At 68.7% G+C, this 26,951-nt stretch carries 24 protein-coding genes and 1 pseudogene; 18 read left to right on the forward strand and 7 right to left on the reverse strand.

Annotation, left to right across the window (positions count from 1 at the left end; translation table 11 throughout):
- Positions 1-1,209: an MFS transporter gene (locus B9Y95_RS01920; protein WP_085510413.1), complete on the reverse strand. Its 1,209-nt coding sequence runs from the start codon at positions 1,207-1,209 to the stop codon at positions 1-3.
- Positions 1,210-1,562: 353 nt separating this feature from the next.
- Here B9Y95_RS01920 and nrdH point away from each other — a divergent pair, with 353 nt between their 5' ends.
- From nrdH to nrdF, 4 genes are all read left to right on the forward strand, one after another.
- Complete coding sequence (gene nrdH / locus B9Y95_RS01925) at positions 1,563-1,796, forward strand: glutaredoxin-like protein NrdH (RefSeq protein WP_056007615.1); 234 nt, start codon at positions 1,563-1,565, stop codon at positions 1,794-1,796.
- Between the two features lie 84 nt (positions 1,797-1,880).
- Positions 1,881-2,294 (forward strand): class Ib ribonucleoside-diphosphate reductase assembly flavoprotein NrdI, encoded by a 414-nt coding sequence (gene nrdI, locus B9Y95_RS01930; RefSeq protein WP_064296523.1) that lies wholly within the window; start codon positions 1,881-1,883, stop codon positions 2,292-2,294.
- A gap of 23 nt (positions 2,295-2,317) precedes the next feature.
- Complete coding sequence (gene nrdE, locus B9Y95_RS01935) at positions 2,318-4,423, forward strand: class 1b ribonucleoside-diphosphate reductase subunit alpha (RefSeq protein WP_079706251.1); 2,106 nt, start codon at positions 2,318-2,320, stop codon at positions 4,421-4,423.
- Positions 4,424-4,594: 171 nt separating this feature from the next.
- Positions 4,595-5,569, forward strand: coding sequence for a class 1b ribonucleoside-diphosphate reductase subunit beta (gene nrdF / locus B9Y95_RS01940; protein WP_056007612.1), 975 nt, complete (start codon positions 4,595-4,597; stop codon positions 5,567-5,569).
- A gap of 88 nt (positions 5,570-5,657) precedes the next feature.
- On the opposite strand, the gene B9Y95_RS01945 is transcribed toward nrdF, so the two are convergent.
- The 3 genes from B9Y95_RS01945 to B9Y95_RS01955 form a co-directional block, all read right to left on the reverse strand.
- A complete protein-coding gene (locus B9Y95_RS01945) occupies positions 5,658-5,873 on the reverse strand; it encodes a hypothetical protein (RefSeq protein ID WP_085510414.1) in 216 nt (71 codons plus the stop codon).
- Between the two features lie 128 nt (positions 5,874-6,001).
- A complete protein-coding gene (locus B9Y95_RS01950) occupies positions 6,002-6,382 on the reverse strand; it encodes a DoxX family protein (protein ID WP_064296521.1) in 381 nt (126 codons plus the stop codon).
- 96 nt (positions 6,383-6,478) lie between these two features.
- The gene (locus tag B9Y95_RS01955) at positions 6,479-7,111 is read right to left on the reverse strand and encodes a flavin reductase family protein (protein WP_200811351.1); all 633 of its coding nucleotides are present in this window, start codon (positions 7,109-7,111) and stop codon (positions 6,479-6,481) included.
- 199 nt (positions 7,112-7,310) lie between these two features.
- Here B9Y95_RS01955 and B9Y95_RS01960 point away from each other — a divergent pair, with 199 nt between their 5' ends.
- A complete protein-coding gene (locus B9Y95_RS01960) occupies positions 7,311-8,162 on the forward strand; it encodes a sulfurtransferase (RefSeq protein ID WP_085510415.1) in 852 nt (283 codons plus the stop codon).
- A 208-nt stretch (positions 8,163-8,370) separates the two neighbouring features.
- On the opposite strand, the gene hrpA is transcribed toward B9Y95_RS01960, so the two are convergent.
- Positions 8,371-12,246 carry an ATP-dependent RNA helicase HrpA gene (gene hrpA / locus B9Y95_RS01965; protein WP_085510416.1) on the reverse strand — a complete coding sequence of 1,292 codons (3,876 nt, stop codon included), beginning with the start codon at positions 12,244-12,246 and terminating at the stop codon, positions 8,371-8,373.
- A 289-nt stretch (positions 12,247-12,535) separates the two neighbouring features.
- Here hrpA and B9Y95_RS01970 point away from each other — a divergent pair.
- The 13 genes and pseudogenes from B9Y95_RS01970 to B9Y95_RS02025 form a co-directional block, all read left to right on the forward strand.
- Positions 12,536-13,072 (forward strand): annotated as a pseudogene (locus tag B9Y95_RS01970) (DUF222 domain-containing protein); the annotation flags it as partial.
- Positions 13,073-13,075: 3 nt separating this feature from the next.
- Positions 13,076-13,324, forward strand: coding sequence for an HNH endonuclease signature motif containing protein (locus tag B9Y95_RS21075; RefSeq protein WP_268808515.1), 249 nt, complete (start codon positions 13,076-13,078; stop codon positions 13,322-13,324).
- Between the two features lie 682 nt (positions 13,325-14,006).
- Complete coding sequence (locus B9Y95_RS01975; RefSeq protein ID WP_137242037.1) at positions 14,007-14,669, forward strand: hypothetical protein; 663 nt, start codon at positions 14,007-14,009, stop codon at positions 14,667-14,669.
- A 3-nt stretch (positions 14,670-14,672) separates the two neighbouring features.
- Positions 14,673-14,984, forward strand: coding sequence for a transcriptional regulator (locus tag B9Y95_RS01980; protein ID WP_085510419.1), 312 nt, complete (start codon positions 14,673-14,675; stop codon positions 14,982-14,984).
- Positions 14,981-15,892, forward strand: coding sequence for an ABC transporter ATP-binding protein (locus tag B9Y95_RS01985; RefSeq protein WP_085510420.1), 912 nt, complete (start codon positions 14,981-14,983; stop codon positions 15,890-15,892). Before B9Y95_RS01980 ends, B9Y95_RS01985 begins: the two co-directional genes overlap by 4 nt.
- Positions 15,892-16,647 carry an ABC transporter permease gene (locus B9Y95_RS01990; RefSeq protein WP_085510421.1) on the forward strand — a complete coding sequence of 252 codons (756 nt, stop codon included), beginning with the start codon at positions 15,892-15,894 and terminating at the stop codon, positions 16,645-16,647. The genes B9Y95_RS01985 and B9Y95_RS01990 overlap by 1 nt, the downstream gene beginning before the upstream one ends.
- A gap of 200 nt (positions 16,648-16,847) precedes the next feature.
- Positions 16,848-18,347, forward strand: a complete 1,500-nt coding sequence (locus B9Y95_RS01995; RefSeq protein WP_085510422.1) for an aromatic amino acid lyase — start codon at positions 16,848-16,850, stop codon at positions 18,345-18,347.
- Positions 18,348-18,565: 218 nt separating this feature from the next.
- Positions 18,566-19,435, forward strand: coding sequence for an ABC transporter ATP-binding protein (locus B9Y95_RS02000; RefSeq protein WP_085510423.1), 870 nt, complete (start codon positions 18,566-18,568; stop codon positions 19,433-19,435).
- The gene (locus B9Y95_RS02005) at positions 19,432-20,142 is read left to right on the forward strand and encodes an ABC transporter permease (RefSeq protein WP_079705429.1); all 711 of its coding nucleotides are present in this window, start codon (positions 19,432-19,434) and stop codon (positions 20,140-20,142) included. Before B9Y95_RS02000 ends, B9Y95_RS02005 begins: the two co-directional genes overlap by 4 nt.
- The gene (locus B9Y95_RS02010) at positions 20,139-20,945 is read left to right on the forward strand and encodes an ABC transporter permease (RefSeq protein WP_085510424.1); all 807 of its coding nucleotides are present in this window, start codon (positions 20,139-20,141) and stop codon (positions 20,943-20,945) included. Before B9Y95_RS02005 ends, B9Y95_RS02010 begins: the two co-directional genes overlap by 4 nt.
- Before the next feature lie 89 nt (positions 20,946-21,034).
- On the forward strand, positions 21,035-21,970 hold the full coding sequence (locus B9Y95_RS02015) for an ABC transporter substrate-binding protein (RefSeq protein WP_079705431.1): 936 nt from the start codon (positions 21,035-21,037) through the stop codon (positions 21,968-21,970).
- Positions 21,971-22,102: 132 nt separating this feature from the next.
- Positions 22,103-22,882, forward strand: coding sequence for a DUF1684 domain-containing protein (locus B9Y95_RS02020; protein ID WP_085510425.1), 780 nt, complete (start codon positions 22,103-22,105; stop codon positions 22,880-22,882).
- Between the two features lie 20 nt (positions 22,883-22,902).
- A complete protein-coding gene (locus tag B9Y95_RS02025) occupies positions 22,903-24,849 on the forward strand; it encodes a thioredoxin domain-containing protein (RefSeq protein ID WP_085510426.1) in 1,947 nt (648 codons plus the stop codon).
- A 34-nt stretch (positions 24,850-24,883) separates the two neighbouring features.
- On the opposite strand, the gene B9Y95_RS02030 is transcribed toward B9Y95_RS02025, so the two are convergent.
- Positions 24,884-25,345, reverse strand: coding sequence for a rhodanese-like domain-containing protein (locus B9Y95_RS02030; RefSeq protein WP_143736313.1), 462 nt, complete (start codon positions 25,343-25,345; stop codon positions 24,884-24,886).
- A gap of 72 nt (positions 25,346-25,417) precedes the next feature.
- Positions 25,418-26,791, reverse strand: a complete 1,374-nt coding sequence (locus tag B9Y95_RS02035; protein ID WP_085510428.1) for an L-serine ammonia-lyase — start codon at positions 26,789-26,791, stop codon at positions 25,418-25,420.
- Between the last annotated feature and the right edge of the window lie 160 nt (positions 26,792-26,951).

Here is a 26,951-nt window from a genome sequence, read left to right on the forward strand (position 1 = left end):
TCAGGACGGTTGGGTGTTGATCGGCTCGGTGTCGGGGATCGGGCTCGCATCGCGGCCACGGAGGTCGGGGTGCCAGCGGTGACCGATCCAGGGGATGACGAAGCCGAAGAGCGCGAACACGCCGGCGACCCAGAACGCGCCGACCGCTCCGGAGCCGTCGATGAGGAAGCCGGCCGCCGCCGAACCCATTGCGGCACCGATGAGCTGACCGGTGCCGACCCAGCCGTAGGCCTCGGCCGTGTCGCTGAACTTCACGCTCGCCGAGACGATGGCGAACAGCACGGCGAGGGCCGGCGCGATGCCGATGCCGGCGACGAAGAGGGTGACCGACAGCCACCAGGCGTTGAGGAAGAGGCTCGCGACGGCGAGTCCGGCGAAGACGATGAAGATGCGGCGCGCGAGGGCGTACGGGCCGATCGGCGTGTGTCCGAGGGCGAGGCCGCCGGCCAGCGAGCCGACCGAGAAGATCGCGAGCACGATACCGGCTTCGAGACCGTCGTGCCCGAAGGTCGCGACGACGCCCGCCTCGACGGCCGAACAGGCGCCGATGAGGAGGAAGCCGACGACGGTGGCGAGGAGGACCGGCGGGCGCTTGAGCACCTGCCCGAGTTTGCGACGGCTCCTCGGGATGCGGACGCGCCCGACCTCCGGTGAGGAGATGAACCACAGGCAGCCGACGACCATGATCACCGCGGCGAGCGCGATGCCCCACACCGTGCCGACCTGGGTGGACACGAAGGTGGTCACGACGGGCCCGAGCACCCAGATGATCTCCTGGGCCGAGGCGTCGAGTGAGAACAACGGGGTGAGCTGCTGGGAGGTGACGAGCTTCGGGTAGATGGTGCGGACCGCGGGCTGGACGGGCGGTGTGCTCAGCCCGGCGACGAATCCGACCGCCATGTACGCGGGGACGGTCATGGTGACGAGGGCGATGGTCGTGACGGAGACGGCACACACCGCGAGGGTGAGGAGGAGCACCTTGCGGATGCCCCAGACGCCCATCCACCGACTCGTGAGGGGGCCGGCGATCGCCTGCCCGATGCTCGTCGCGGCCAGGACGAGCCCGGCGGCCCCGTAGGAGCCGGTGACCTGCTCGATGTGGAGCAGGAAGGCCAGCGAGAGCATCCCGAACGGGAAGCGTGCGGTGAGCTGCGCCGCGATGATCCGGGCGACGCCGGGGGTACGAAGAAGGTCACGGTAGCTGCTCACAAGGACACCAGTCTAGGGACCGGTTCCGACACGCGCGACACGCCCGCGACACGCCCAAACCGACAACGGATGTCGGAGGTTCGGAGGAGAATCTCGCCTGTGGATAGATATCCCTCGGACGGGGGAGAAAAGGCCGTCAATCCGGGATTTTCGCGTCGCCCACGAGCGTTGTACCCAGTGGAGAACCGGTGGATAACTCGCCCGAAACGGTGGAGAACCCGGTGGAAAACTACAGGGCTGTAACTACTAGCCCTTGTGGTCGACCTGAAGGCCGCCATCTATATGTAGTATTGGAACCCCGGCGCAGGACGCCGCGGGAATCACCAGATTTTGAGGGGAAGGCACGAAGAGCTATGGCAATCACGGTCTACACGAAGCCCAGTTGCGTGCAGTGCACCGCGACGTACCGCGCACTCGACAACAAGGGCATCGAGTACAACATCCTCGACCTTTCGGTCGACGAGAACGCACTCGAGCAGGTCAAGGCCCTCGGCTACCTGCAGGCACCGGTCGTCATCACCGAGGAAGACCACTGGTCGGGCTTCCGTCCCGACAAGATCGAAGAGCTCGCCGCACGTCTGGCTTGAGCCCACGGTCGCAGGCGTCATCATGAGCCGGCTCCAGCAGCACCGCACCATCCGCCCGTCCGGACGGCGACGAGGAGGCCTTCCGTGCAACCACGGCTGATCTACTTCTCCAGCATTTCCGGCAACACGCATCGCTTCATGCAGAAGCTCGACCTGCCCTCGTTGCAGATCCCGCTGTATGCGAAAGACGAAGCCGTGCACGCCACGGCACCCTACGTCCTCGTAACCCCCACCTACGGCGGGGGCAACGGCGACGGAGCGGTGCCCAAACAGGTGATCCGGTTCCTCAACGTCGAGGCCAACCGCTCCCTGATCCGCGGGGTCATCGCCGCCGGCAACACGAACTTCGGCGAGGCCTACGGGCTCGCCGGCGACGTGATCGCCAGCAAATGCAAGGTCCCGCACCTGTACCGCTTCGAACTCTTCGGAACCCAGGACGATGTCACCACCGTCCACAATGGATTGGAATCATTTTGGCAGCAGCGCCAGTTTCAGTGATCGACGCACCGTCGACGAGCCAGATGGACTACCACTCGCTCAACGCGATGCTCAACCTCTACGGCCCGAACGGCGAGATCCAGTTCGACAAGGACCGTGAGGCCGCGCGGGAGTACTTCCTCCAGCACGTCAACCAGAACACCGTCTTCTTCCACTCGCTGAAGGAACGGCTCGACTACCTCGTCGAGAAGGAGTACTACGAGCAGGCAGTGCTCGACAAGTACTCGTTCGACTTCATCCAGGAGCTCAACGACCTGGCCTACTCGAAGAAGTTCCGCTTCCAGACCTTCCTCGGTGCGTTCAAGTACTACACCTCGTACACGCTGAAGACCTTCGACGGCAAGCGCTACCTCGAGCGGTTCGAGGACCGCGTCGTCATGACCGCCCTCGGCCTCGCCGACGGCGACCAGCAGCTCGCGGTCGCGCTCGTCGAGGAGATCATCGCCGGTCGCTTCCAGCCGGCGACGCCCACCTTCCTCAACTCGGGCAAGGCCCAGCGAGGCGAGCTCGTCTCCTGCTTCCTCCTCCGCATCGAGGACAACATGGAGTCGATCGCCCGTGGCATCAACTCCGCGCTCCAGCTCTCGAAGCGTGGCGGCGGCGTGGCGCTCTCGCTGTCGAACATCCGTGAGTCCGGTGCACCGATCAAGCAGATCGAGAACCAGTCGAGCGGCATCATCCCCGTGATGAAGCTCCTCGAGGACTCCTTCAGCTACGCGAACCAGCTCGGCGCGCGTCAGGGCGCCGGTGCGGTGTACCTCAACGCACACCACCCCGACATCCTGCGCTTCCTCGACACCAAGCGTGAGAACGCCGACGAGAAGATCCGGATCAAGACGCTGTCCCTCGGCGTCGTCGTCCCCGACATCACCTTCGACCTGGCGAAGAAGGGCGAGGACATGTACCTGTTCTCCCCGTACGACGTCGAGCGCGTCTACGGTGTGCCCTTCGGTGACATCTCGGTGAGCGAGAAGTACCACGAGATGGTCGACGACTCCCGCATCAAGAAGACGAAGATCAACGCCCGCGAGTTCTTCCAGACCATCGCGGAGATCCAGTTCGAGTCCGGCTACCCGTACATCGTGTTCGAAGACACGGTGAACAAGGCGAACCCCATCAAGGGCCGCATCAACATGTCGAACCTCTGCTCGGAGATCCTCCAGGTCAACACGCCGACCACCTACAACGAGGACCTCTCGTACAAGGAGATCGGCAAGGACATCTCCTGCAACCTCGGCTCGCTGAACATCGCGCTCACGATGGACTCGCCCGACTTCGGTCGCACGGTCGAGACCGCCATCCGCGGCCTCACCTCCGTGTCCGACCAGAGCCACATCTCCTCGGTGCGTTCGATCGAGGACGGCAACGACAAGTCGCACGCCATCGGCCTCGGCCAGATGAACCTCCACGGCTACCTGGCCCGCGAGCGCGTGCACTACGGCAGCCCTGAGGGCATCGACTTCACGAACATCTACTTCTACACGGTGGTGTTCCACGCGCTGCGTGCCTCGAACCTCATCGCCAAGGAGCGCGGGGAGACCTTCGACGGTTTCGCCGACTCGCAGTACGCGTCGGGTGAGTTCTTCGACAAGTACATCGACCAGGTCTGGGAGCCCGAGACGGCTCGTGGCCGCGAGCTCTTCGAGCAGGCCGGCGTGCAGATCCCGACGCAGGCGGACTGGACGGCCCTCAAGGCGTCCATCCAGGAGTACGGCATCTACAACCAGAACCTCCAGGCCGTCCCGCCGACCGGTTCGATCTCCTACATCAACAACTCCACGTCGTCGATCCACCCGATCGCGTCGAAGATCGAGATCCGTAAGGAAGGCAAGCTCGGTCGTGTGTACTACCCGGCTCCGTTCATGACGAACGACAACCTGGAGTACTACGAGGACGCCTACGAGATCGGTGCCGAGAAGATCATCGACACGTACGCCGCTGCGACGCAGCACGTCGACCAGGGTCTGTCGCTGACGCTGTTCTTCAAGGACACCGCCACCACGCGCGACATCAACAAGGCGCAGATCTACGCGTGGAAGAAGGGCATCAAGACCATCTACTACATCCGTCTCCGCCAGCTCGCGCTCGAGGGCACGGAAGTCGACGGCTGCGTCAGCTGCATGCTCTAAGGAGCTTCGCGCTTCGTCATCCGCACTTCGACAGGCTCAGTGACCGGGATCCCGGTCCCTGAGCCTGTCGGAGGCTCATTCGTATCACCGGTCCGTCGAGGGCCACCAGCATCACCGGTCCCTGAGCCTGTCGAAGGGCCAACCCCACTTCCCGATAGAGGACACCAATTCATGTCAGAGAAGCTCAAGCTGGTCGACCGCGTCCAGGCGATCAACTGGAACAAGATCGAGGACGAGAAGGACGTCGAGGTCTGGAACCGCCTCGTCAACAACTTCTGGCTGCCCGAGAAGATCCCGCTGTCGAACGACGTCCAGTCGTGGAACACCCTGACGCCGCAGGAGCAGCAGCTCACCATGCGCGTGTTCACGGGCCTCACGCTCCTCGACACGATCCAGGGCACCGTCGGCGCCGTCGCCCTCATCCCCGATGCGATCACCCCGCACGAGGAGGCCGTCTACACGAACATCGCGTTCATGGAGTCCGTCCACGCGAAGAGCTACTCCTCGATCTTCTCCACGCTCAGCAGCACGAAGGAGATCGACGAGGCGTTCCGCTGGTCGGTCGAGAACCCGAACCTGCAGAAGAAGGCGTCCATCGTCCTCGACCGCTACCACGGCGACGACCCGCTGAAGCGGAAGGCCGCCTCGACCCTCCTCGAGTCCTTCCTCTTCTACTCGGGCTTCTACCTGCCCATGCACTGGTCGAGCCGCGCGAAGCTCACCAACACGGCCGACATGATCCGCTTGATCATCCGCGATGAGGCCGTGCACGGGTACTACATCGGCTACAAGTTCCAGAAGGGACTCGAGAAGCTGACGCAGGCGGAGCGCGACGACGTCAAGGACTACACCTTCTCGCTGCTCTACGAGCTCTACGACAACGAGGTGCAGTACACGCAGGACCTCTACGACGAGGTCGGCCTGACCGAGGATGTCAAGAAGTTCCTGCACTACAACGCCAACAAGGCGCTCATGAACCTCGGCTACGAGGCCATGTTCCCGAAGACGGTCACGGACGTGAACCCGGCGATCCTGTCGGCGCTCTCCCCGAACGCCGATGAGAACCACGACTTCTTCTCGGGTTCCGGCTCCTCCTACGTGATCGGTAAGGCCGTGGTCACGGAAGACGAGGACTGGGACTTCTAGTCACCGCGCAGTCACTGCGCTGAACGTCCGAGGGCCGGATGGAATCATCGATTCCATCCGGCCCTCAGGCGTTGAGCGTGTAGCGCTGTCAGCCGCCGAGGCCGCCGCCGGCCGCCAGGAAGAAGTAGAAGAACGCCGTCGCGCCCTGGACGACGGGGAAGAAGAGCGCCGCGATAGCGGTGACCACGATCGTGAGGATCGCGACGAGCGCGACCAGGCTGACGACACCGTTGCGTCCTGCGCTCGGAGCCTCGACGGATTCGGCGACGAGCAGCTCGTCCATGGTCGCTTCGGTCGTCAGCATCGTTCTCCCTGTGGTTCTGGTGTCCTCGACCCTACCTGTGGATCCGCCGTGCGCCGCTGACTCGCCCGAGGTTGTTCGAATCCGACGCGGAAACGCGCAGATTCGGGCGACTCAGCGACGGCTGGTGGTCAGCGGCGGGTGGACCAGAGCGCCCAGGCGATGAGCACGGGCTGGAAGAAGAGGCGGGTGAACCGGCGGCTGTCCGTGTCGAGGCCGAAGGCGTCCCGGCGGTTGAGCCACTGGGAGAGGTTGCCCGGGAAGATCGCCGTGAAGAACGCCGCAGCGAGGTTGCCGACGGCCGTCCGCTTGACGCCTGAGGCGAGTGCCGCACCCAGGGCGATCTCGACGACGCCCGAGGCGAGCACGGTGGTGTCCTCGTCGATCGGGACCCATTCCGGCACCTGCGCCTGGAAGTCCTTCCGAGCGAAGGTCAGGTGGCTGACGCCGGCGAACACGAGTGCGCCTCCGAGCAGCAGACGTGCGGCGGTGCGGGCTTTCGATCCAGCCATGAGGGTCCTCTCGACGATGGTGATGTCACCACGCTATCCGGAGATCGGTGGACCGACGGCGGGTTGCGAGTGCACAGATGTCCAGCAGCAGGCCGCTCAGCCGTCGATCTGCGAGTTCGCGTCGAGACGGTGCCAGGTGCGGTTGTGGTAGACGAGCGGTGCGCCGTCGAAGCTGGGGCTGAATGTCGGGACGGCGGGAGTGGGTGCCTCGGCGGCAGGCTCGGCTCGGACCGGCTCCTCGGCCGCTTGCGGCTGCGAGACGCTCGACTCCAGCGCGTGCACCGCGATGACCGTCGAGGTGCCCGCCTCCATGCGGTTGACGATGCGTCCCCGGATCCAGACGCCGTTGCCCGTGAAGTACGGCTCGCCCGTCGGCAGGCGGTCCCAGATGGAGGTGTCGGCGAAACGGTCGATCCCACTCGTCGCGCAGAGCTTCGCGATGTGCAGCTGCTCGGAACCGAGGAGGTGGACGACAACGGTGTCGGACGCGGTGATGGTCGGCGCGCTCGAGGACAGCGACGACACGGAGAAGACGAGGAGCGGCGGTTCCGCACTGACGGAGAAGACCGAGGTGGCGGTGAGTCCCACCGGCCCGCTGCCGTCGTCGGCGGTGATGACCGAGACGCCGGCCGGGTGCTGACGGAACGCCGCCTTGAAGTCGTCGGGGGACAGGGATGCGAAACCGGGGGCGACCTCGCCGCCGTCGACGGGGGACGGCAAGGCGGTCACGGAGGCGGCTGCCGGGTGGACTGAACTCACGGGGGATCCTTCGAACGGCTGTGGACGACTGCTGCAACGCCGATTCGGTGGACGCTGCACAGGCTACGTTTCGCTCATCCGGCCGGAGCTGCAACTCTGTTACCCGGTGTGACGGCGACCGAGCGTTCGGGCGGAGGTCCTGACGACCGCGCGTGCGTACGCTGGACGCATGCCCATCCTCATCGCCCCGGACGACCTAGCCACGCTGATCGCCTCCGAGACGCCGGTGCGCGTCCTCGACGTGCGGTGGCGACTCGACGTACCGGACGGACGGCCCGACTACCTCGAGGGGCACCTGCCCGGCGCGGTGTACGTCGACCTCGACCACGAGCTGGCCGACCACGTACCGACCGGAGAACCGGCCATCCGAGGCCGCCACCCCCTGCCCGACCGTGAGGCGCTCCAGGCGTCCGCGCGATCGTGGGGCGTCGACGACGGCGACGTCGTCGTGGTCTACGACGATCTCAAGAGCCTGTCGGCGGCACGAGCCTGGTGGGTGCTGCGGAACGCCGGCATCGCGGACGTCCGCATCCTCGACGGCGCGTTCCGGGCGTGGACGGACGCCGGACTGCCCGTGGAGCGCGGCGAGGTCGTCCCGGAACCCGGGACGGTCACGCTGACGACGGGTGTCCTGCCGACCATCGACATCGACACCGCCGCGACGTGGGCGGGCGAGGGACGGGTGCTGCTCGACGCGCGCGCCGGCGAACGGTACCGGGGCGAAGTCGAACCGATCGATCCTCGGGCCGGTCACATCCCCGGAGCGCTCAGCACGCCGACGACCGCCAACGTCGGCGCCGACGGCCGATTCTTGTCGCCCGGGACCCTCCGCGAGCAGTTCCTTTCCGCGGGCGTGCCTGCGGACGCGACGGTCGCGACCTACTGCGGCAGCGGGGTGACCGCGGCGCACAACGCGGTCGCACTCACCCTGGCCGGCTTCGAACCGGTGCTGTACCCGGGGTCGTGGAGCGAGTGGGCGAACCACCCGGAGCGTCCGGTGGCGACGGGTCCCGGGGCCTGAATCGCTGACCCCGGACATCGAGCTCGTCGAGATGCGCCCTTCGACAGGCTCAGGGACCGGGGTTCGATGGCAGCGCCCTTCGACAGGCTCAGGGACCGGGGTTCGATGGCAGCGCCCTTCGACAGGCTCAGGGACCGGGGTTCGATGGCAGGGCCCTTCGACAGGCTCAGGGACCGGCGCCTTTCGACAAGCTCAGGACCAGGGAGCGCTAGCCCGCGAGGACCTTCTGCAGGCGCTGCAACGAGACCGATTCGGCCGTGCCCAGCTGCTGAGCGAACAGGCTGATCCGGAGCTCCTCGAGCATCCACCGGGCCTTCACGAGGTGCTCCGGAGCCTCGGCGGGCAGTGGGATCGTGCCGCCGGCGGCCTCGAACCGCGCCGACGCCGTCTGCGCCTCCGTCATCCACACGCGGTCGCGGTTCGGGTTGTCCGTCAGTCGCTCGGCGCGGTAACGGATGCCGGCGAGGTAGCGGGGCAGATGTTCGAGTCGTGCTGAGCCCGTCCGGGAGACGAAGCCCGGGAAGACCAGTCCGTCGAGCTGGCCCCGCATGTCGGTGAGTGCCGCGAGCAGCGTCATGCTCGTCGCCGCCTTCATGGCCTTCTCCGTGTCGCGCGCGGCCTGCAGGATGCGGGCGACGACGGCGACCGTCTGGAACATGCGGTCCATGACCGAGGCGGAGACGCGGTCGCGCAGCGTCTCGTACTGCAGCCGCGAGAACACCTGTCCGTCGGGCACCACGCGGAACAGGACGTCGTCGATGCAGGTGGCGAGGCAGTCCTCGAACAACGCCGGCGTCGACCGGTACGGGCTCGTCGCGAGCGCGAGCTTCTCGTTGGCCTTGAGGTGCTGCTGCACATAGGCCGTCGGGGACGGGATCGCGAGCAGGAGGAGGCGGCGCACTCCCGCGGGCATGGCGCGCGCCTGGTCGGCCTCCGTGCTCATGATCCGGATCGACACGCTCGTGCCGTCGTCGACGATCGCGGGGTAGCCGCGGATCACGCCGTCCTCCTGGCGGATGTCGATGAAGCGGGGGAGGTCGTCGAAGTCCCACCGCGTGAACCCGGACCGTTCGATGGCGTTGGGCACTCTGGCGGCCGCGACCTTGGCGACGCTCGCCCGGGTGCGCTGCTTGAGGCGCTGCTGCAGCTCGACGAGGTCCTTGCCGCTGGCGAGCGTCCGGCCGCGCTCGTCGATGACCCGGAAGGTCACGAGCAGGTGCTCGGGGACGCGTTCCATCTCGAAGTCCGAGGCGGTGATGTCCATGTAGGAGAGCCGCTTGATGGCGTTCGCGAGACGGGTGGCGAACGAGTCCTCGGCGGCGGGACTGCCGGGGGCGACCGCCGGGACGTCGGCGGGGAGCTCGGCGAGCAGCTTCGCCGCCCAGTCGGCCGCAGGCACGATGTTCCGACGCAGGGCCTTCGGGAGCGCTTTGATCATCGCCGTGATGAGGTCCCGACGGAGACCGGGGACCTGCCAGTCGAAACCGGCGGGCGAGAGCCGGTCGAGCAGGGCGAGCGGGACGATGACCGTCACGCCGTCGTCGTCGCTTCCGGGCTCGAAACGATAGCTGAGCTTCAACCGCTGGTCGGCCTGCACCCACTCGGCGGGGAAGCGGTCCTCATCCACCGCCGGAGCGTCCTCGGGAAGGAGGTCCTCCTGGCGCATCGTGAGCAGCTCGGGCTGGTCGGCGCGCGTCTTGCGCCACCAGGACTCGAAGCCCCGTGTCGTCGAGATCTCGGCAGGGACGCGGGCGTCGTAGAAGTCGAAGACGGCTTCGTCGTCGAAGAGGATGTCGCGGCGTCGCGTCCGCTCCTCGAGCTCACTCAGCTCCTTGCGCAGCCGTCGGTTCGCGCGGTGGAAGTCGAACAGCTTGTCGCGACCGATGTCGTGGGTCCACTCGCCGTCGACGAGCGCGTGCCGCAGGAACAGTTCACGGGCCTGCTCCTGGTCGATGCGACCGAACTGCACCCGGCGACGCGGCACGATCGGCACGCCGAAGAGGGTCACCTTCTCGAAGGCGACGGCGGAGCCCTGATTCTTCTCCCAGTGCGGCTCGCTGTACGACCGCTTGCAGAGATCGCCGGCGATCTGCTCCGCCCACGCCGGGTCGATCGAGGCGTTGGTCCGAGCGAACAGCCGACTCGTCTCCACGAGTTCCGCGCTCATCACGGCGTTCGGCTGCTTCTTCGCGAGCGCGGACCCGGGGAAGAGGACGAAGCGCGTCTGGCGGGCGCCGATGTAGTCGCCCTTCTTCGCGGTCTTCGTCGCCGGTGGAGCGTTCCGGCCCTTCACGACGGGAGCGACGGTCTGGTCCTTCAGCCCGATGTGGGAGAGAAGCCCCGCGAGGAGCGACTTGTGGATGCCGTCGGGGTTCACCGCCGGCTCGTTGATCGTCAGGCCGAGGGGCTTCGCGAGTTGACGCAGCTGGCGGTAGACGTCGTGCCACTCGCGGACGCGGAGGTAGTTGAGGAACTCGTTCTTGCAGAGCCGACGGAACGCGCTCGACGACAGTTCGTCCTGCTTCTCCTCGAGGTAGTTCCAGAGGTTCAGGAGCGCGAGGAAGTCGCTCGTGGGGTCGACGAACCTGCGGTGCAGTTCGTCGGCCTTCTGCCGGTGCTCGAGCGGTCGTTCGCGTGGGTCCTGGATGGTGAGCGCCGCGACGATCGCGAGCACCTCCCGCGACACCCCGTGCTGCTTCGACTCCACGACCATGCGCGCGAACCGCGGATCGATCGGCAGGCGGCTGAGGTCGCGCCCCACCCGTGTGAGACGTGGACCGCCGCCGCGAGGTGAGCCGTCGGCGAAGGTGCGGGTCTCGATCGCGCCGAGTTCGGACAGGAGATCGACGCCGTCCTTGATGCCGCGGGCGTCGGGTGGTTGGAGGAAGGGGAAGGCGGCGATGTCGCCGAGGCCGAGGGAGATCATCTGGAGGATCACCGCGGCGAGGTTCGTGCGGAGGATCTCCGGTTCGGTGAACTCCGGGCGCTTCGCGAAGTCGTCCTCCGAGTAGAGGCGGATGGCGATGCCGTCGCTCGTGCGGCCGGACCGACCAGAACGCTGGTTCGCCGACGCCTGCGAGATCGCCTCGATGGGGAGCCGTTGCACCTTGGAGCGCACGCTGTAGCGCGAGATGCGGGCGGTTCCGGCGTCGATGACGTACTTGATGCCGGGCACCGTGAGGCTCGTCTCGGCGACGTTCGTGGCGAGGATGATGCGCCGGCGGAGACCTGCCACGGTCGACGGCTGGAACACGCGGTGCTGGTCGGCGGAGGAGAGCCGGCCGTAGAGCGGGAGCACCTCGGTGCCGGGCAGGTTGCGCCCGCGGATGGCGTCGGCGGCGTCGCGGATCTCCGTCTCACCGGACAGGAAGACGAGGACGTCGCCCATCGACTCGCGCGCCAGCTCGTCGAGGGCGGCGTTGATGCCTTCGAGGTAGTCGCGGTCGGCGGCTTCGGACTCGGGGGCGTCCTCGTCGTCGTCGGTGGGCTCATCGGCCACGAGCGGCCGGTAGCGGATCTCGACCGGGTACGTGCGGCCGGAGACCTCGACGATGGGCGCTCCGTCGAAGTGCTTCGAGAAGCTCTCCGGGTCGATCGTCGCGGACGTGATGATGACCTTGAGGTCGGGGCGCTGGGGGAGGAGCTGCTTGAGGTAGCCGAGCAGGAAGTCGATGTTGAGGCTGCGCTCGTGTGCCTCGTCGATGATGATCGTGTCGTACTTGCGCAGCATCCGGTCGCGGTGGATCTCGTTCAGCAGGATACCGTCGGTCATCAGCTTGATCTTCGTCGCCTTCGACGCCTGATCGGTGAAGCGGACCTGGTAGCCGACGACGCCACCGAGCTCCTGGCCGAGCTCCTCCGAGATGCGTTCGGCGATCGTGCGCGCGGCCAGTCGTCGGGGCTGCGTGTGTCCGATGGATTCGCGACCGAGCTCGAGGCAGATCTTCGGCAGCTGAGTGGTCTTACCGGAACCCGTCGCCCCGGCGACGATGACGACCTGGTGCTCGCTGATGGCACGCGCGATGTCCGCGCGGGCGGCACTGACCGGCAGCTCGGGCGGGTAGGAGATTCGGAGGTCGGACATCAGCCCTCCATCGTATCGGGCTGGACGCGGTGTGCTGCCGCTCCGCACCTCTTGATCCGGTGAACCCTTCCGCGGACCCTGAGCAACCTCCTCCGGTCCCTGGGGCTCACGAAAGGCACATGAAGACACTTCGACAGGCTCAGTGACCGGCAGAGGTTCACCCGTATTCGCTCCGGTCCCTGAGCTTGTCGAAGGGCACACGAGCAACATCTCGCTCGGGTGATCCTCCTCCGGTCCCTGAGCTTGTCGAAGGGCACACGAGCGACTTCCACAACCGAGAGCACTCGGCGTCCTGCGGGAGCGTCTCCATCCGGAATCCATCACGGTGCGCGCAACCCGCTCGGAGGCGGACCGCCGGGTCGAGTTCGAGCCAGCGGCGGACGGCATGGCATGGGTGCACCTCTTCACCACCGCACCCATCGCCCAGGGGCTCATCGAACGGGTCGAAGTAGCGGCCGCGGAGGCACGCGCAGCTGGCGACACCCGCACCTGCGCCCAACTGCAGGCCGATGCCCTGGCGGCCCTCGCCCTCACCGGTGTGACACCCGAAGATGTGATGTCGAGTCCGGTGCTCCCGCACCCGATCGAGGTCCAGGAGCACATCAAGCCCACGGTCCAGATCACCGTGCCGGCGCTCACCATGGCCGGCGTGAGCGATGCCCCGGCCACGCTGGACGGCTACGGCCCGATCGATCCGGAGGCCGCTGCACGTATCGCGGTGAACGCGCCCAGCTTCACCCGGATCCTCGTCCAGCCGGAAACCGGCGCGGTCCTCTCCGTCGGGCGGAAGCAGTACCGGGTTCCGGCCGATCTGCAGCGCGCGGTCCGCCTGCGAGACGGCACGTGTCGGGCGCCGGGCTGCGGCAGGCGCGCCCGGGCTTGCGATCTCGACCATTCGGTCGCGTGGGAGGACGGCGGGACGACAGATGCCGGGAACCTCGCCTGCTTGTGTCGACATCACCACCGGATGAAGCATCTTCCCGGGTGGAACCTCGACCACGGGCCCGGCGGGGTCCTCGAGTGGACGACACCCGACGGGAAACACCATCGGACGGAACCGGACCCCGCACCGTTTTGACCAACTCCGGTCCCTGGGCTGCGCCGCACTGAGCCTGTCGAAGTGTCGGAGGGTTCCTCGTGGGCACTTCGACAGGCTCAGTGACCGGGGGAGGTTCACCCGGAGCGCTCCGACTCTTGAGCCTGTCGAAGGGTTCCCGTGGGCACTTCGACAGGCTCAGTGACCGGGGGAAGCCTGTCCGCACCGTTTCGGTTCTCGAGTTGTGCCGCACTTCGACAGGCTCAGTGACCGGGGAAGTCTGTCCGCACCGTTTGGGTTCCCGAGTTGTGCCGCACTTCGACGGGCTCAGTGACCGGGGAAGTCTGTCCGCACCGTTTCGGTTCTCGAGTTGTGCCGCACTTCGACAGGCTCAGTGACCGGGGAAGTCTGTCCGCACCGTTTCGGTTCCCGAGCTGTGCCGCACTTCGACGGGCTCGGTGACCGGGGAAGTCTGCCCGCACCGTTTGGGTTCCCGAGCTGTGCCGCACTTCGACGGGCTCAGTGACCGGGAGAGGTTCACCGGAGGTGATTCGGTCCCTGAGTCCGTCGAGGGGTGGGCGGGAGAGGGGCGCCCGGATGAAACCGGTCCCTGAGCCTGTCGAAGGGTGGTTGGGCTGGGACGCCTCGGCATGAAGCGGGCATGTCCGCACGGTGTCTCGCAAACAGGGTTGCTTCGCAGAGTGGTTTGCGTTACAAAGTAAGTATGACTTCACCGATGGAACCCACCGACGGCTCGGACGCGCTCGACCCGGCCGCCATGCTCGCTCTGCAGGAGCGACAGGCGAGCCGTGTCGACGACATCTTCACGAGGCCCACCATCGCGATCGTGTACATCTGGGGTGTCGCGTGGACCGTCGGGTTCCTCGCGCTCTGGTCCGCGAGCGACGAGAACCCCTGGTTCACCACGCCGCCGACGGTCGCCGGATGGCTCTTCGGGATCCTGATGGTCGGCGGCATCGTCTCGTCGTCGATCATCGGCTCCCGCGTGTCGCGCGGGATCCAGGGAGCACAACAGGTGCAGGGGACCATGTACGGCATCGCCTGGGCGATCGGGTGCACGGCAGCGGCGGTGTTCGGAGGCGCCCTGTTCGCTGCGGGGATGGCACCCGCACTCGCCGCCATCTTCTACCCGGCCATCTACAGCCTCGTGGTCGGTCTGCTCTACCTCGCAGGTGGAGCAGTCTGGCGCGACCGCCTCATGTACGGCATGGGCATCTGGATCATCGTGGTCGGCATGGCCGCACCGTTCTTCGGCTCACCGGGCAACGCGCTCATCATGGCCATCGCCGGCGGAGGCGGGTTCCTCGTGTACGCGACCTTCCTCGAGGCGACCCGCCGCCGGCGTGCCCACCGATCGGCGGCGTGACCGATGGACGAACTCGACCCCCTCATCCACGCTCAAGCCCGCCTGCGCATCATGTCGACGCTCGCGGCGATCGACGCGGACAGCAGCATGTCGTTCCCCCGCCTGCAGGAGATGCTCGACATGACCGCCGGGAACCTGTCCACGCATCTGCGGAAACTCGAGGACGGCGCCTACGTCCTCGTCACGAAGACCCACCGGGGACGCACCCCGGTCACTTACCTGGAACTCACCACCGTCGGGCGCCGCGCGTTCGAGGACTACATGACCGGCCTCCGAGCGATGCTCGGCAGCGCGTCGGGAACGGGGACATCATGACGATCACACCACTGGCCACCCTCGAGGGCGTGACACGACGCTACGGCGACGTGACCGCGCTGGACGATGTCGACCTCCGGATCGAGCCGGGCTCGCTCGTCGGGCTCCTCGGCCCCAACGGCGCCGGCAAGTCCACCGTGCTGTCCCTGCTGCAGGGCACCCGATGTCCGACGACCGGCACGGTGACCCTCTTCGGCGGCGATCCAGCCCAAGCGGTCAACCGCACCAGGCTCGGATCGACACCGCAGGAGACGGCGCTGCCGCCCACGCTCCGGGTGGGAGAGGTCGTCGACTTCGTCGGACGGCACTTCGCAGACCGCGTGCCGACGGCCGCCCTGGCGGAGCAGTTCGGTTTCGGCGACCTCCTCCGACGCCAGACGGGCTCGCTCTCGGGCGGCCAGCAGCGCCGCCTCGCGGTCGCACTCGCGTTCGTCGGCAGACCGCGTCTCGTGCTCCTCGACGAGCCGACGACGGGCCTCGACGTCGACGCGCGACGGACCCTCTGGGATGCGATCCGCCGGCAACACGAGCTCGGGGCGACGATCGTCCTCACCAGTCACTACCTCGAGGAGATCGAAGCGCTCGCCGAGCGCGTCGTGGTGCTGGGCGGTGGGCGGGTCATCACCGATGCCCGACTGCGCGACGTGCTCGGGCTCGTCGGCATCCACCGGGTGCGGCTCCGGAGCACAGACCCCGGAGCGGTGGAGCGGCTCGCCGGGGTCGTCCAGGCGAGTCGGGACGGTGACGCCGTCGAACTGGACGTCCGCGACGCCGACGCGTTCGTGCGCGATCTCGTCCGGTCCGAGGTCCCGTTCACCGATCTCGCCGTGCGCGGAGCGACCCTCGAGGAGGCGTTCCTGACCCTCACCGCGGATGCCCGGGCGGACGTCGAACGGAGCGCCGCCTGATGGCCACCACGCTCCAGCTCACCGCCCTGCACGCGCGGTACTCCCTGCTCGAGACCGTACGCGTCCCGATCGCGCTGATCGGCTCGCTCGTCTTCCCCGCGCTCTCGCTGCTGTTCTTCGTCGTCCCGCAGGCGCAGGTCGCCGGCGATCCCGTCATCGCGACCCAGGCCGTCATCTCCCTCATCGTCTTCGCAGTGCTCGCCAACTCCCTGTTCGGGTTCGGTCTGACCATCGCCCAGGCGAGGGAGCAGGCGTGGGATCCGTACCTCCGCACGCTTCCGGTGACGGGTGTCGCCCGTGTCCTCTCGCACCTGTGCTCGGTCGGCCTCCTCGGGTTCGCGGCCGTCATACCGGTCGTCGTGCTCGGTGCACTCCTGACCGCCGCCACCACGACTCCGATGGGACTACTCGGCGGCATCGTGGCGCTCCTGGTGGGTGCCCTGCCGTTCATGCTCGTGGGCACCGCGATCGGGTACGCCCTCCCGAGCAAGGCCGCGATCGCGGTGGTGCAGGTGGTCATGTTCTCGCTGGCCTTCGCCGGTGGACTGTTCATCCCACCGTTCCTCTTCGCCCCGTGGCTCGACCGGCTGTCGATGTTCCTCCCGAGCCGTCAGACCCGGGAGCTCGTCGTGTGGGCGGTCCAGGGTGGCGAGTTGCCGTGGTGGTCGTGGGTCGGCGTCCTGGCGTGGACCCTCGTCCTGACCGTCGTGGTCCTCGTCCTCTACCGCCGCGACGAGGGCCGCCGCTACCGCTGAGGTCGACGGACACCTCGCCGAGCACCGGCCGTTCCCGTGTTCCGTCACACGTCGACACACACCGTGCACCGGCCGCCAGGCGCTCGTACGCTGACGTCCATCCCGGCCGGTCCACGGCCCCTCGACGAGCGGATGGAGCGACCCGTGTCCAGCAACACAGACCAGACGAACCCCGCCGACCGATCGACGGGCGTGCACTGATGGGAGCGCCCGTCGTGTTCGGCATCGGCCCGATCTCGGTCGACGACCTCGTGGCCGTGTCCCGTGACGACGCCATCGTCGTCCTCGACACCCCCGCGCTCGACCGCATCGGCGCCGGCCGGGCCATCGTCGACCGGCAGACGACGCCGGTCGGAGACGGTGCGCCGGGTCGTCGGTCCCTCGGCCCACGGATCCCTGGTCCCGCCGGGGGACGAGCGGCTCCGCGCACAGCGACGCTCGATGCCTCGGCGGTGGAGGAGCGCGTCGTCCATGATCGCCGTGGCGGCATCGGACTGCCGCTCTCGGTGGACCGTGCTCGGGCGGTCGTCGCCGCCCGGCTCGCCGGATGGACCCGTGGCGCATCCGGGATCCGCCTCGAGACGGCCGTGTTCGTCGCGGAGCTCCTCAACCGTGGGGTGACCCCGGTGATCCCGTCCATCGGATCCCTCGGCGACGGCGACGAGACCCACCTGGCGTCCGTCGCGACGCTCGTGATCGGACAGGGGGAGGCGGTCCTCGCGGGTGAGCGGCTCCCCGCCCAGGTCGCCCTGTCGCGGGTCGGGCTCGCGCCGCTCGACCTCGCCGTGCACGAGGGCTTGGCGTTCGTCCACCACAACGCCTACTCCCTCGGCGTCGGTGCGCTCGCACTCCATCGGCTCGGCGCGCTCAGTCGGCTGGCGGACACCACGAGCGCGCTCTCGTCGCGGGCCGCTGCGCGGTCCGGGCTCGGCGGGCGAGGAGCGGCGTTCGACGCGAGGGTCCTCGCCGGCAGCCCGTCGGCGGGTACCCGGGCGAGCGGTGAGCGGATCTCCGAGTTGTTGGCGACGCCGGTCGGCCCGGAGGGTGCGCGCGGCGGACGGGACCTGGACGGACTGCGGCTCCGGGCGACCCCGCAGATCAACGGTGCCCTCGCCGACGAGGTCACGGCGGCCGTCCAGCTTGTGGAAGCGACGCTCGGAACGGCCTCGGAGGATCCACTCGTCGATCAGGCGTCGGGTGTCCTGCGGACCGGCGGGTTGCTGCACGGCGCGCGGCTCGCTCGCGCCTTCGACGGGCTGCGCGCGGCCATCGCGCACACCGCTGCTGCCGCGGAGCGACGGCTCGGACGCATCGACGGAGGCGGGGCCGACCCGCGGGGGACCGGGCACGGGCTCGTACCGGGGCGGCTCGGTCAGTCGGCCGCGGACCTCGTCGCTGAACTGCGCGTGCTCGCGACCCCGGTCGTCACCGCCGGTGTGCCGGACGAGGACTCGGACGACCCGGCCTCCTTCGCCGGGACCTCGCTGCGACTGCTGGAACGCTCGACCGCCCTCCTCGCGGACGTGCTGGCGGTCGAGGCGGTCGTCGCGGCTGACACGCTCGGCCCGGAGGAGCACGACGAGTGGTCGGTCGGGTTCTCCGTCGCCCACGCCGGCCTCCGGTCGGCGATCGAGCAGGAGCTGCACGGTCAGCAGCTCGTCACGGCGGCCCTCGCCGCATTGGGCGTCGACCGATCCTGAGCGACGGCGGCCGGCAGGTGACCGTGGGCGGACGCGCCCACGTCGTCGCATGCCATGTATTTCGACACGTGTCGAGGGGGTGGGCGATGTCAGTGCCCTCCGGTAGGTTCGGACCACCGACCGAGAGACGTTCAGCGAGCCACCGACCGCGGCGGCGACGACCCTTGGAAGACGACCTGTCACGGACAGCCGTGCAGAGAAGAGGCATCGGGTCCAGCATGATCTCCTTCGAACACGTCTCCAAGCGCTTCGACGACGGCACTCTCGCGGTCGACGACTTCTCCCTCACGATCCCGTCGCGGTCCACCACGGTCTTCGTCGGGTCCTCAGGCTGCGGCAAGACCACGCTCCTGCGCATGATCAACCGCATGGTCGATCCGAGCGAGGGGCGCATCGTCATCGACGACGAGGTCGTCTCCGCCGTCGACCCCGTCCGTCTCCGTCGCCGCATCGGCTACGTCATGCAGAACTCCGGTCTCCTCCCGCACCGCACCGTGATCGACAACGTGGCGACGGTGCCCATGCTCACCGGCGTGAACAAGAAGCAGGCCCGGGCGGACGCCCTCACCCTCCTCGACACCGTCGGACTCGACCGCGCGCTCGCCGACCGGTACCCGAGTCAGCTCTCCGGCGGCCAGCAGCAGCGCGTCGGCGTCGCACGAGGCCTCGCGATCGACCCGAACATCCTGCTGATGGACGAGCCGTTCGGCGCCGTCGACCCGCTCGTTCGTGCCGAACTCCAGCGGGAGCTGCTCCGATTGCAGCGCGACATCGCGAAGACGATCGTGTTCGTCACCCACGACATCGACGAGGCCTTCCTCCTCGGCGACCAGGTCGTCATCCTGCAGAAGGGCGGCCACATCGCCCAGGTCGGCACGCCGGCCGAGATCGTCGCCAACCCTGCCGACGACTTCGTCGCTCAGTTCATCGGCGCCGATCGTGGACAGCGGACGCTGCACGTCGAGCGCGTCGACGGACGCGATGTCGTCGTCGACGAGTCGGGCCGCCCCGCCGGTGTCCTCGGCGCCGGGCCAGGCGCAGGCGACCGCCCGGGCCTGGACATCCGGAAGGACGGCGCATCCACATGAGCTGGGTCATCGCGAACTGGGACATGATCTGGGATCTCACCCTCACCCATGTCCAGCTGAGCCTGCCTCCGATCATCCTGGGGTTCCTCATCTCCCTGCCCCTCGGCTGGCTCGCACACCGCTACCGGTGGTCGCGAGGCGTGCTGCTCACGCTGAGCGGCATCCTCTACGCGATCCCGTCCCTGCCGCTCTTCGTCCTCATGCCGTCTCTCATCGGCACGAAGATCCTCGATCCCGCGAACGTCGTGATCGCGCTCACCATCTACGCCGTGGCCCTGCTCGTCCGCACGGTCGCCGACGCGCTCGACGCCGTCGACGCCGGGGTCCGGCAGTCGGCCCAGGCCGTGGGGTTCTCCACCGGCCAGCGGTTCTGGCGGGTCGAGTTCCCGTTGGCCGGTCCGCTCATGCTCGCCGGCATCCGGGTGGTCTCCGCGAGCACCATCAGCCTGCTCAGCGTCGGCGCCCTCATCGGCGTGACGAACCTCGGCTACCTCTTCACCGACGGCTACAACCGGCAGTTCCCGATCGAGATCCTGACCGGCATCGTCGGGACGGTCGTGATCGCGATCGTGTTCGACGTCCTGCTGGTGCTCCTCGGCCGGCTCCTGATGCCGTGGACGCGGATCAGCTCGAAAGGCGCGATCCGTCGTCGTCGTGCGGCCACCGAAGCCCGTGAGCTGGCGACCGCCGGGGGAGGAGCCGCATGATCAACTTCCTCGCCGCCTTCGCCTGGATCTTCGACCCCGCGCACTGGGAGGGCCCAGGCGGCATCCCTGTGCGGGTCCTCCAGCACCTGGCCGTGACCGGCCTGACCGTCCTCATCGCCTGCGTCATCGCGATCCCGCTCGGACTCCTCATCGGGCACACCGGGAAGGGACGGGAGATCGCGGTCGCGATCACCGGCGCGCTCCGGGCGTTGCCGACACTCGGTCTGCTCTCACTCCTCGCGCTCATCACGCTCGGGTGGGGCTTCTCCAGCACGAGTCTCGTCCCCGCGATCACGGCCCTCGTCGTGCTCGCCGTCCCGCCCGTCCTGGCCGGTGCGTACGGCGGGGTCGAGTCGATCGACCGCCAGACCATCGACGCCGCGCGTGCTGTCGGGATGAACGAGTGGCAGATCCTCGGCAGGGTGGAGATCCCGCTCGCACTCCCGCTCATGATCGGTGGCGTGCGATCGGCGGTCCTGCAGACGATCGCGACCGCCACCGTCGTCGCGTTCCTCACCAACGGCCCCGGTCTCGGTCGCTACATCCTCGACGGCCTCCCGGTGCGCGACTACGCGCAGATGCTCGCCGGCTCGATCATCATCATCGTGCTCGCCCTCCTCCTCGAGGGCGTCTTCTCGCTGCTGCAGCGTGCCGTCGTGCCGCGCGGTGTCCAGGCGACCCACACGCGGGTCGACGAGACCCGGGGTCACGCCACCACCGGCGGCGACCGGTCCTCCGCACCAGACCCCGTCGTCGCAGAAGCGGAGGCGAACATGCAGACCGCGGCATACCGCAACAACTGACGCGTCCTGTCATCCCGGGCGACAGCACCGCCCGGCTCCCAGACCCACAACGGCACCACCGTTCTCGCCCATCACAGATAGGAAACACCATGTTCACAGTTCGACAGGGTCGACGCCTCGCCGTCGGCATCGCCGCGACCGCCGTCGCGGCCCTCGCGCTCAGCGCCTGCTCCGCAGGCGACCCGACCGCCGGGGAGACCGCGGCATCCGACACGATCACGGTCGGTTCCGCCGGATTCCCCGAGTCGGAGATCATCGCCCAGATCTACATTCAGGCGCTCGAGGCCAACGACATCAAGACGGCCGAGTCCCTCAACATCGGCGCGCGCGACGTCTACATCGCAGCACTCGAAGACGGCTCGATCGATCTCGTCCCCGACTACAGCGGCAACCTGCTGCAGTTCTTCGACGACTCCGCCACAGCCACGTCGAGCGATGAGGTCTACTCCGCCCTCCAGGAGGCCACGCCGAAGGGCTATGAGGTCCTCGACCAGTCCAAGGCGGAGGACAAGGACTCCTACAACGTCACGAAGGAGTTCAGCGAGGCGAACAACGTCACGAGCCTCGCCGACCTCGCGGCCCTCACCATCCCGCTGGCCATCGGCGGCGCACCCGAGTTGGCTGAGCGCCCGTACGGCCCGAAGGGTCTGACCGAGGTGTACGGCGTCCCCGCCGACAAGCTCACCTTCGTCCCGATCAGCGACGGCGGCGGCGCGCAGACCACCGCGGCCCTGCTCGACGGCACCGTCCAGCTCGCCGACATCTACACCACGACGCCGTCGATCACCGAGAACGACTTCGTCACGCTCGAGGACCCGGAGAACCTGATCCTCCCGCAGAACGTCCTCCCGCTGATCAACTCGGCCAAGGCCAGCGACAAGGTCAAGGAGGTTTTGAACGCCGTGTCCGCGGAGCTGACCACCGAGGACCTCATCGAGCTCAACGCCCGCAACCAGGGCGACGAGAAGGCCGCTCCGAAGACCCTCGCGGCCGACTGGCTGAAGGACAAGAAGCTCTTCAGCTGAGCAGCAGCCCCACATCGATGGCGTCGTCCGGTCCTCCGGGCGGCGCCATCGCGCTGTTCGCGGGGAGCGCATCCGGCTGCAGCCGGATGTCCAGGGGGTCTCCGGCACCTGAGGAGTTGGTAGCGTCAGGGTATGAGTTCCGAGACCCCCGCAGAGTTCATCGCGTCCTGGACCGCCTGGCACACCGCTCGCGAGCGTTCAGTCCGAGCACCCCACGGTATCGCCGCCCTCCGGTTCACCCACTGGCTGACCGAGGAGGCGACCGCCCTCGAGGGCGCGCCAGGCACCTGGCGTGCGGACGCGACCGGCATCGTCGGTGAGCGGCTCACGGGGACCGGACTGACCACCCCGAGTGGCGCGCAGATCATGACCGACCGTGTCGAGCTGGTCCACGGCGACGAACTGCACTTCGGCGACGCGCTGCTCCGGGGCATGGAGCGGGACGGTGTCCACGCCCTCCGCGTGCTCGACCCGGAGGCGCCGACCCGGACCTCGCTCGCGGGCATCAGCGCGTTCGCCCCCGACGTCGCCTGGATCCGGCCGGCGCGGTTCGTGCCGTCCCCGGACGTCACGGTCGAGACCGAGTCGATCGACGGCCACGTCACGACCGAGACCCCCGTCGGCCGGGTCGAGTTCGAGCTCGGTGATGAAGCCGTGTCGCTGACGGTCACGGGCGGCCCGAACGGACTCTGGGCGGTCTTCTCCGACGGCACGAGTGGCGAGGAGAGCTACCGGTTCCGGTTCATCAGCATGCCGACCCCGACCGCGGACGGCCACGTCCTCGTCGACTTCAACCGCGCGTACCTGCCGCCGTGCGCGTTCAGCGACCACTACGTGTGCCCGCTGCCTGCGCCGAACAACCGGCTCCGTACGCGGATCACGGCGGGCGAGCGACTGCCGCTCGGCCAGTAGGTCCCGGCCACGGACCCCGCATGACGAACCGGCTCGCCGAGGCGATGAGCCCGTACCTCCGCTCGCACGCCGAGCAGCCGGTCGACTGGTACCCGTGGGGACCCGAGGCCTTCGCAGAGGCGGCCCGTCGTGACGTCCCCCTGCTCGTCTCGATCGGCTACTCGACGTGTCACTGGTGTCACGTCATGGCACGCGAGTCGTTCTCGGATGAGCACATCGCCGAGCTCCTCCGACGCGACTTCGTGGCGGTGAAGGTCGACCGCGAGGAGCATCCCGACGTCGACGCCAGTTACCTCGCCGCCGCCGGCGCGTTCACCCGTGACCTGGGTTGGCCGCTGAACGTGTTCGTGACGCCGCGCGGACACGTCTTCCATGCGGGGACCTACTCGCCTCCCGTCCCGCTCCGCGGGCATCCCTCGTTCCCGCAGGTGCTCGAGGCCGTCCGCGTCGCGTGGACCGAGCGACGGGAGCAGGTCGTCGCGAGCGCCGACGGACTCGCGCGGGCGATCGCCGAGACGATGTCGTCCACGGATGACGCCCCACTGCCGGAGCCCGGCGACCTCGACGCGGCGATCGCGGCGGTCGAGGCGCTCGAGGACCGGGAGCTCGGCGGCTTCGGCACGGCTCCGAAGTTCCCGATGGCCCCACTGTTCGACTTCCTGCTGACGCCGCGCGAGGGGGAGGTCGCCCGCCGCGGTGTCGACCTCGCGCAACGCACCCTCAGGACGATGGGGGCCTCGGCGCTCCGGGATCCGGTCGAAGGCGGGTTCTTCCGGTACGCGGTCAACCGGGACTGGAGCGAGCCGCACTACGAACGCATGCTGACGGACAACGCGCTCCTCCTCACCGCGTACACCCGGGCCTGGGCCGAGCGCCCGAGCTCATGGGCGGCCAGTGTCGCCACCGGGATCGCCGAGTTCCTCATCGGCACGCTGCAGCAGCCGAGCGGCGGCTTCGGGTCGGCGCAGGACTCCGAGAGCGTCGTCGACGGCGTCGGATCCGAAGGTGGCTACTACCGACGCGATGCCGACGGCCGGGCGAGGCTGACCCCGCCGGCCGTTGACCGCAAGGTGCTCAGCGGTTGGAACGGGCTCGCGATCGGCGCGCTGGCGGAGGCCTCGACGGTCTTCGACCGACCCGAGTGGCTCGAGTCAGCGAGGTGGGCGGCGGACGCGGTGGTCGAGAACCACCTCGGCTCGGACGGCACGCTCGCCCGGGCCTCGCTCGATGAACGGCGGTCGGGTGCGGCGGCGGCTCTCGAGGACCACGGGATGCTCGCGGAGGGACTTCTGCGCCTCGGCCTCGCGACGGGCGAGGTCCGCTACGCGGAGGTCGCCCGCGACCTCGTGGACCGGTGCTTGCCAGACGACACGGTGCCAGACGACACCGTGCCAGACGAGACCGTGACCGACGCCTCCTCCGCCGCGGTGGCCGGCTTCATCCTGCCGGGCGGCGGCGACCCGGTGCTGTCGACCCAGGGCATGCGGATCGACGGCGATCCGTCGGAGGGCGCGTATCCCTCGGGGATCTCGTCGCTCGGACGCGCGTCGCTGCTGCTGTTCCAGCTGACGGCAGACGGCCGGTTCCGGGACGCCGCCGAGCGCGCGGTCCGGTTCGCCGCGTCGGCTGCGCTGTCGGCACCGACCGCGTTCGGCGCGAGTCTGGCCCTGGCGGCATCGCTCACCGGTCCGGCGTCGCAACTGATCGTCGTCGGGCCGGATCGGGCGGATCCGGATGAGGACGAGGCTCGCGCGACGGCGGACCGGGCGATGTGCGACGCAGTCAGGACGCGCCGGGACGACGTCGTGGCGGTGGTCTCCGAGCGGCAGGCGGTGGCCTGGGCGACGAGCGGGTTCGACGTCTTCGCCGAACGGACGAGTCGGGACGGCCGCCTGACCGCCTACCACTGCCGGGACTTCGTCTGCCGCCTCCCCGTGACGGACGTCGCGCAGCTCGACGCCCGCTGAACCAGCGCACCCATCGACCCGACACGTGGGTGGGTCAGGCTCCGAACGTGCCGTCCGGTCGGCCGAAGTGCAGCTCACGGGCTTCGGAGCGCCAGCGTCCGAGTCCACCGTCGAGGAGCGCGACGCGTTCGTACCCGGCTCCGGTCAGCGCCGCACGGAGGCGCTCGGCGGAGCGCCCGTCCAGCTGGTCGTACAGGACGACCGTGTGCTGCTCCGTGACGCCGATGGCCGCCGCACCGCGTCGGACCTCGTCCGGTGAGGATGCTCCGAGCCCCTGGCGTGCGTCCAGCAGCTCGACGAACACGGCACCGGGCACATGGCCGTCGAAGAGGTACAGGTCGTAGCCGCTCAGCAGCCGCACCGGGCCGCCGTCCAGCGCAGGCAGCTCGACGACACTCGCGTCGAGGACGATGAGGCTCTCGCTGCCGAGGTGGTCCGCGAGCCACTGGGTGGAGACGAGCGGGTCCACCAGGAACGGCGCGTGCGTGGAGGTCATGCGCCCACCGTAGGAGGCCGCGGCCCGGATGGCCACGGTGGTCGGCAACACGCGGTCACACGACGCCGCGGTTCAGCACTCGATGACGTTGACCGCGAGACCGCCCTCGCTCGTCTCCTTGTACTTCGTGGACATGTCGACGCCGGTCTGGCGCATGGTCTCGATCACGGTGTCGAGCGACACCAGGTGCGTCCCGTCGCCGTGCAACGACAGGCGTGCGGCGCTGACGGCCGTCGAGGAGGCGATCGCGTTGCGTTCGATGCACGGGACCTGGACGAGCCCGCCCACCGGGTCGCACGTGAGGCCGAGGTGGTGCTCCATCGCGATCTCCGCGGCGTTCTCGACCTGACGCGGTGTGCCGCCGAGGACGGCGCACAGGGCACCGGCGGCCATGGCGCAGGCCGATCCGACCTCGGCCTGGCAGCCGCCCTCGGCGCCCGAGATGGACGCGTTGGCCTTGAAGAGCGAGCCGATGGCGGTCGCCGTGAGCAGGTACCGACGGATGCCGTCGAGCGAGGCGCCCGGCACGAACCGCAGGTAGTAGCTCCCGACCGCCGGAATGATCCCCGCGGCCCCGTTCGTGGGTGCGGTCACGACCCGCCCGCCGGAGGCGTTCTGTTCGTTGACCGCCAGGGCGAACGCGTGCAGCCACTCCGTGGGGAGTTCGCGCCCGCTCTCGGCCTCGGCCACGTCGAGGCGCTCACGGACGGCACGTGCCCGGCGCTTGACGCCGAGACCGCCCGGGAGGGTGCCGGTGTCGGCGAGCCCGGCGGTCACGCACTCGTGCATGGCCGACCAGATGGCGTCGAGGCCGGCGTCGACCTCGACCGCGGTCCGCAGGGCCTCCTCGTTCCGTCTCGCGATCGCGTCGATCGGGAGCCCTGTCTCATCGCAGAGCCCGATGAGCGTCTCAGCGGTCCGGAACGGCATCGGCACGGGTGTCGACGGCAGCACCGTGCTCGGGTCGTCGCCGTCACGCCGGATGAAGCCGCCGCCGACCGAGTAGTACGTCTCGGAGCGCACCGGGAGGTCGCTCCGCTGGTCCCAGGCGTGCAGCGTCATGGCGTTCGGGTGGCCCGGCAGCCTCGTCCGGGGCACGAACGAGACGTCGTCCTTCGAGAACGCGATGGCACGTGTCCCGGCGAGCGTGAGGGGAGCGCCGTCGAGGTGGTCGATCCAGGCCCGTCGGACCTCGGCGGGATCGCACCCTTCGGGGGTGAGCCCCTGGAGTCCCGCGACGACGGCGTCGGGAGTCCCGTGACCGATGCCGGTCGCGCCGAGCGATCCGTACAACGAGCACGTGACGCGGTCGACCCGGTCGAGCAGGCCGTCGTCCGCGAGCGCGGTGGCGAACGCCAAGGCTGCCCGCATCGGTCCGACCGTGTGCGAGCTGGACGGCCCGATCCCGATGGAGAAGAGGTCGAACGCGGACACGTATGCGGTCACTGGACGACCCCCTTCGGTGCGACTGGCTCCTCTCACTCTAAGCGTCTTCGGCGCCGGGTGCGGTGTCAGCGGTCGTCAGCGGGTGTCAGCAGCGCGTGAGCAATCCGTGAGTGCCCCCGCCCACACTGGTGTCCAGGTCGCCCACCGGCGGCCCACACCT

This window comes from Plantibacter flavus (assembly GCF_900177615.1).
GTDB lineage: Bacteria > Actinomycetota > Actinomycetes > Actinomycetales > Microbacteriaceae > Plantibacter > Plantibacter flavus.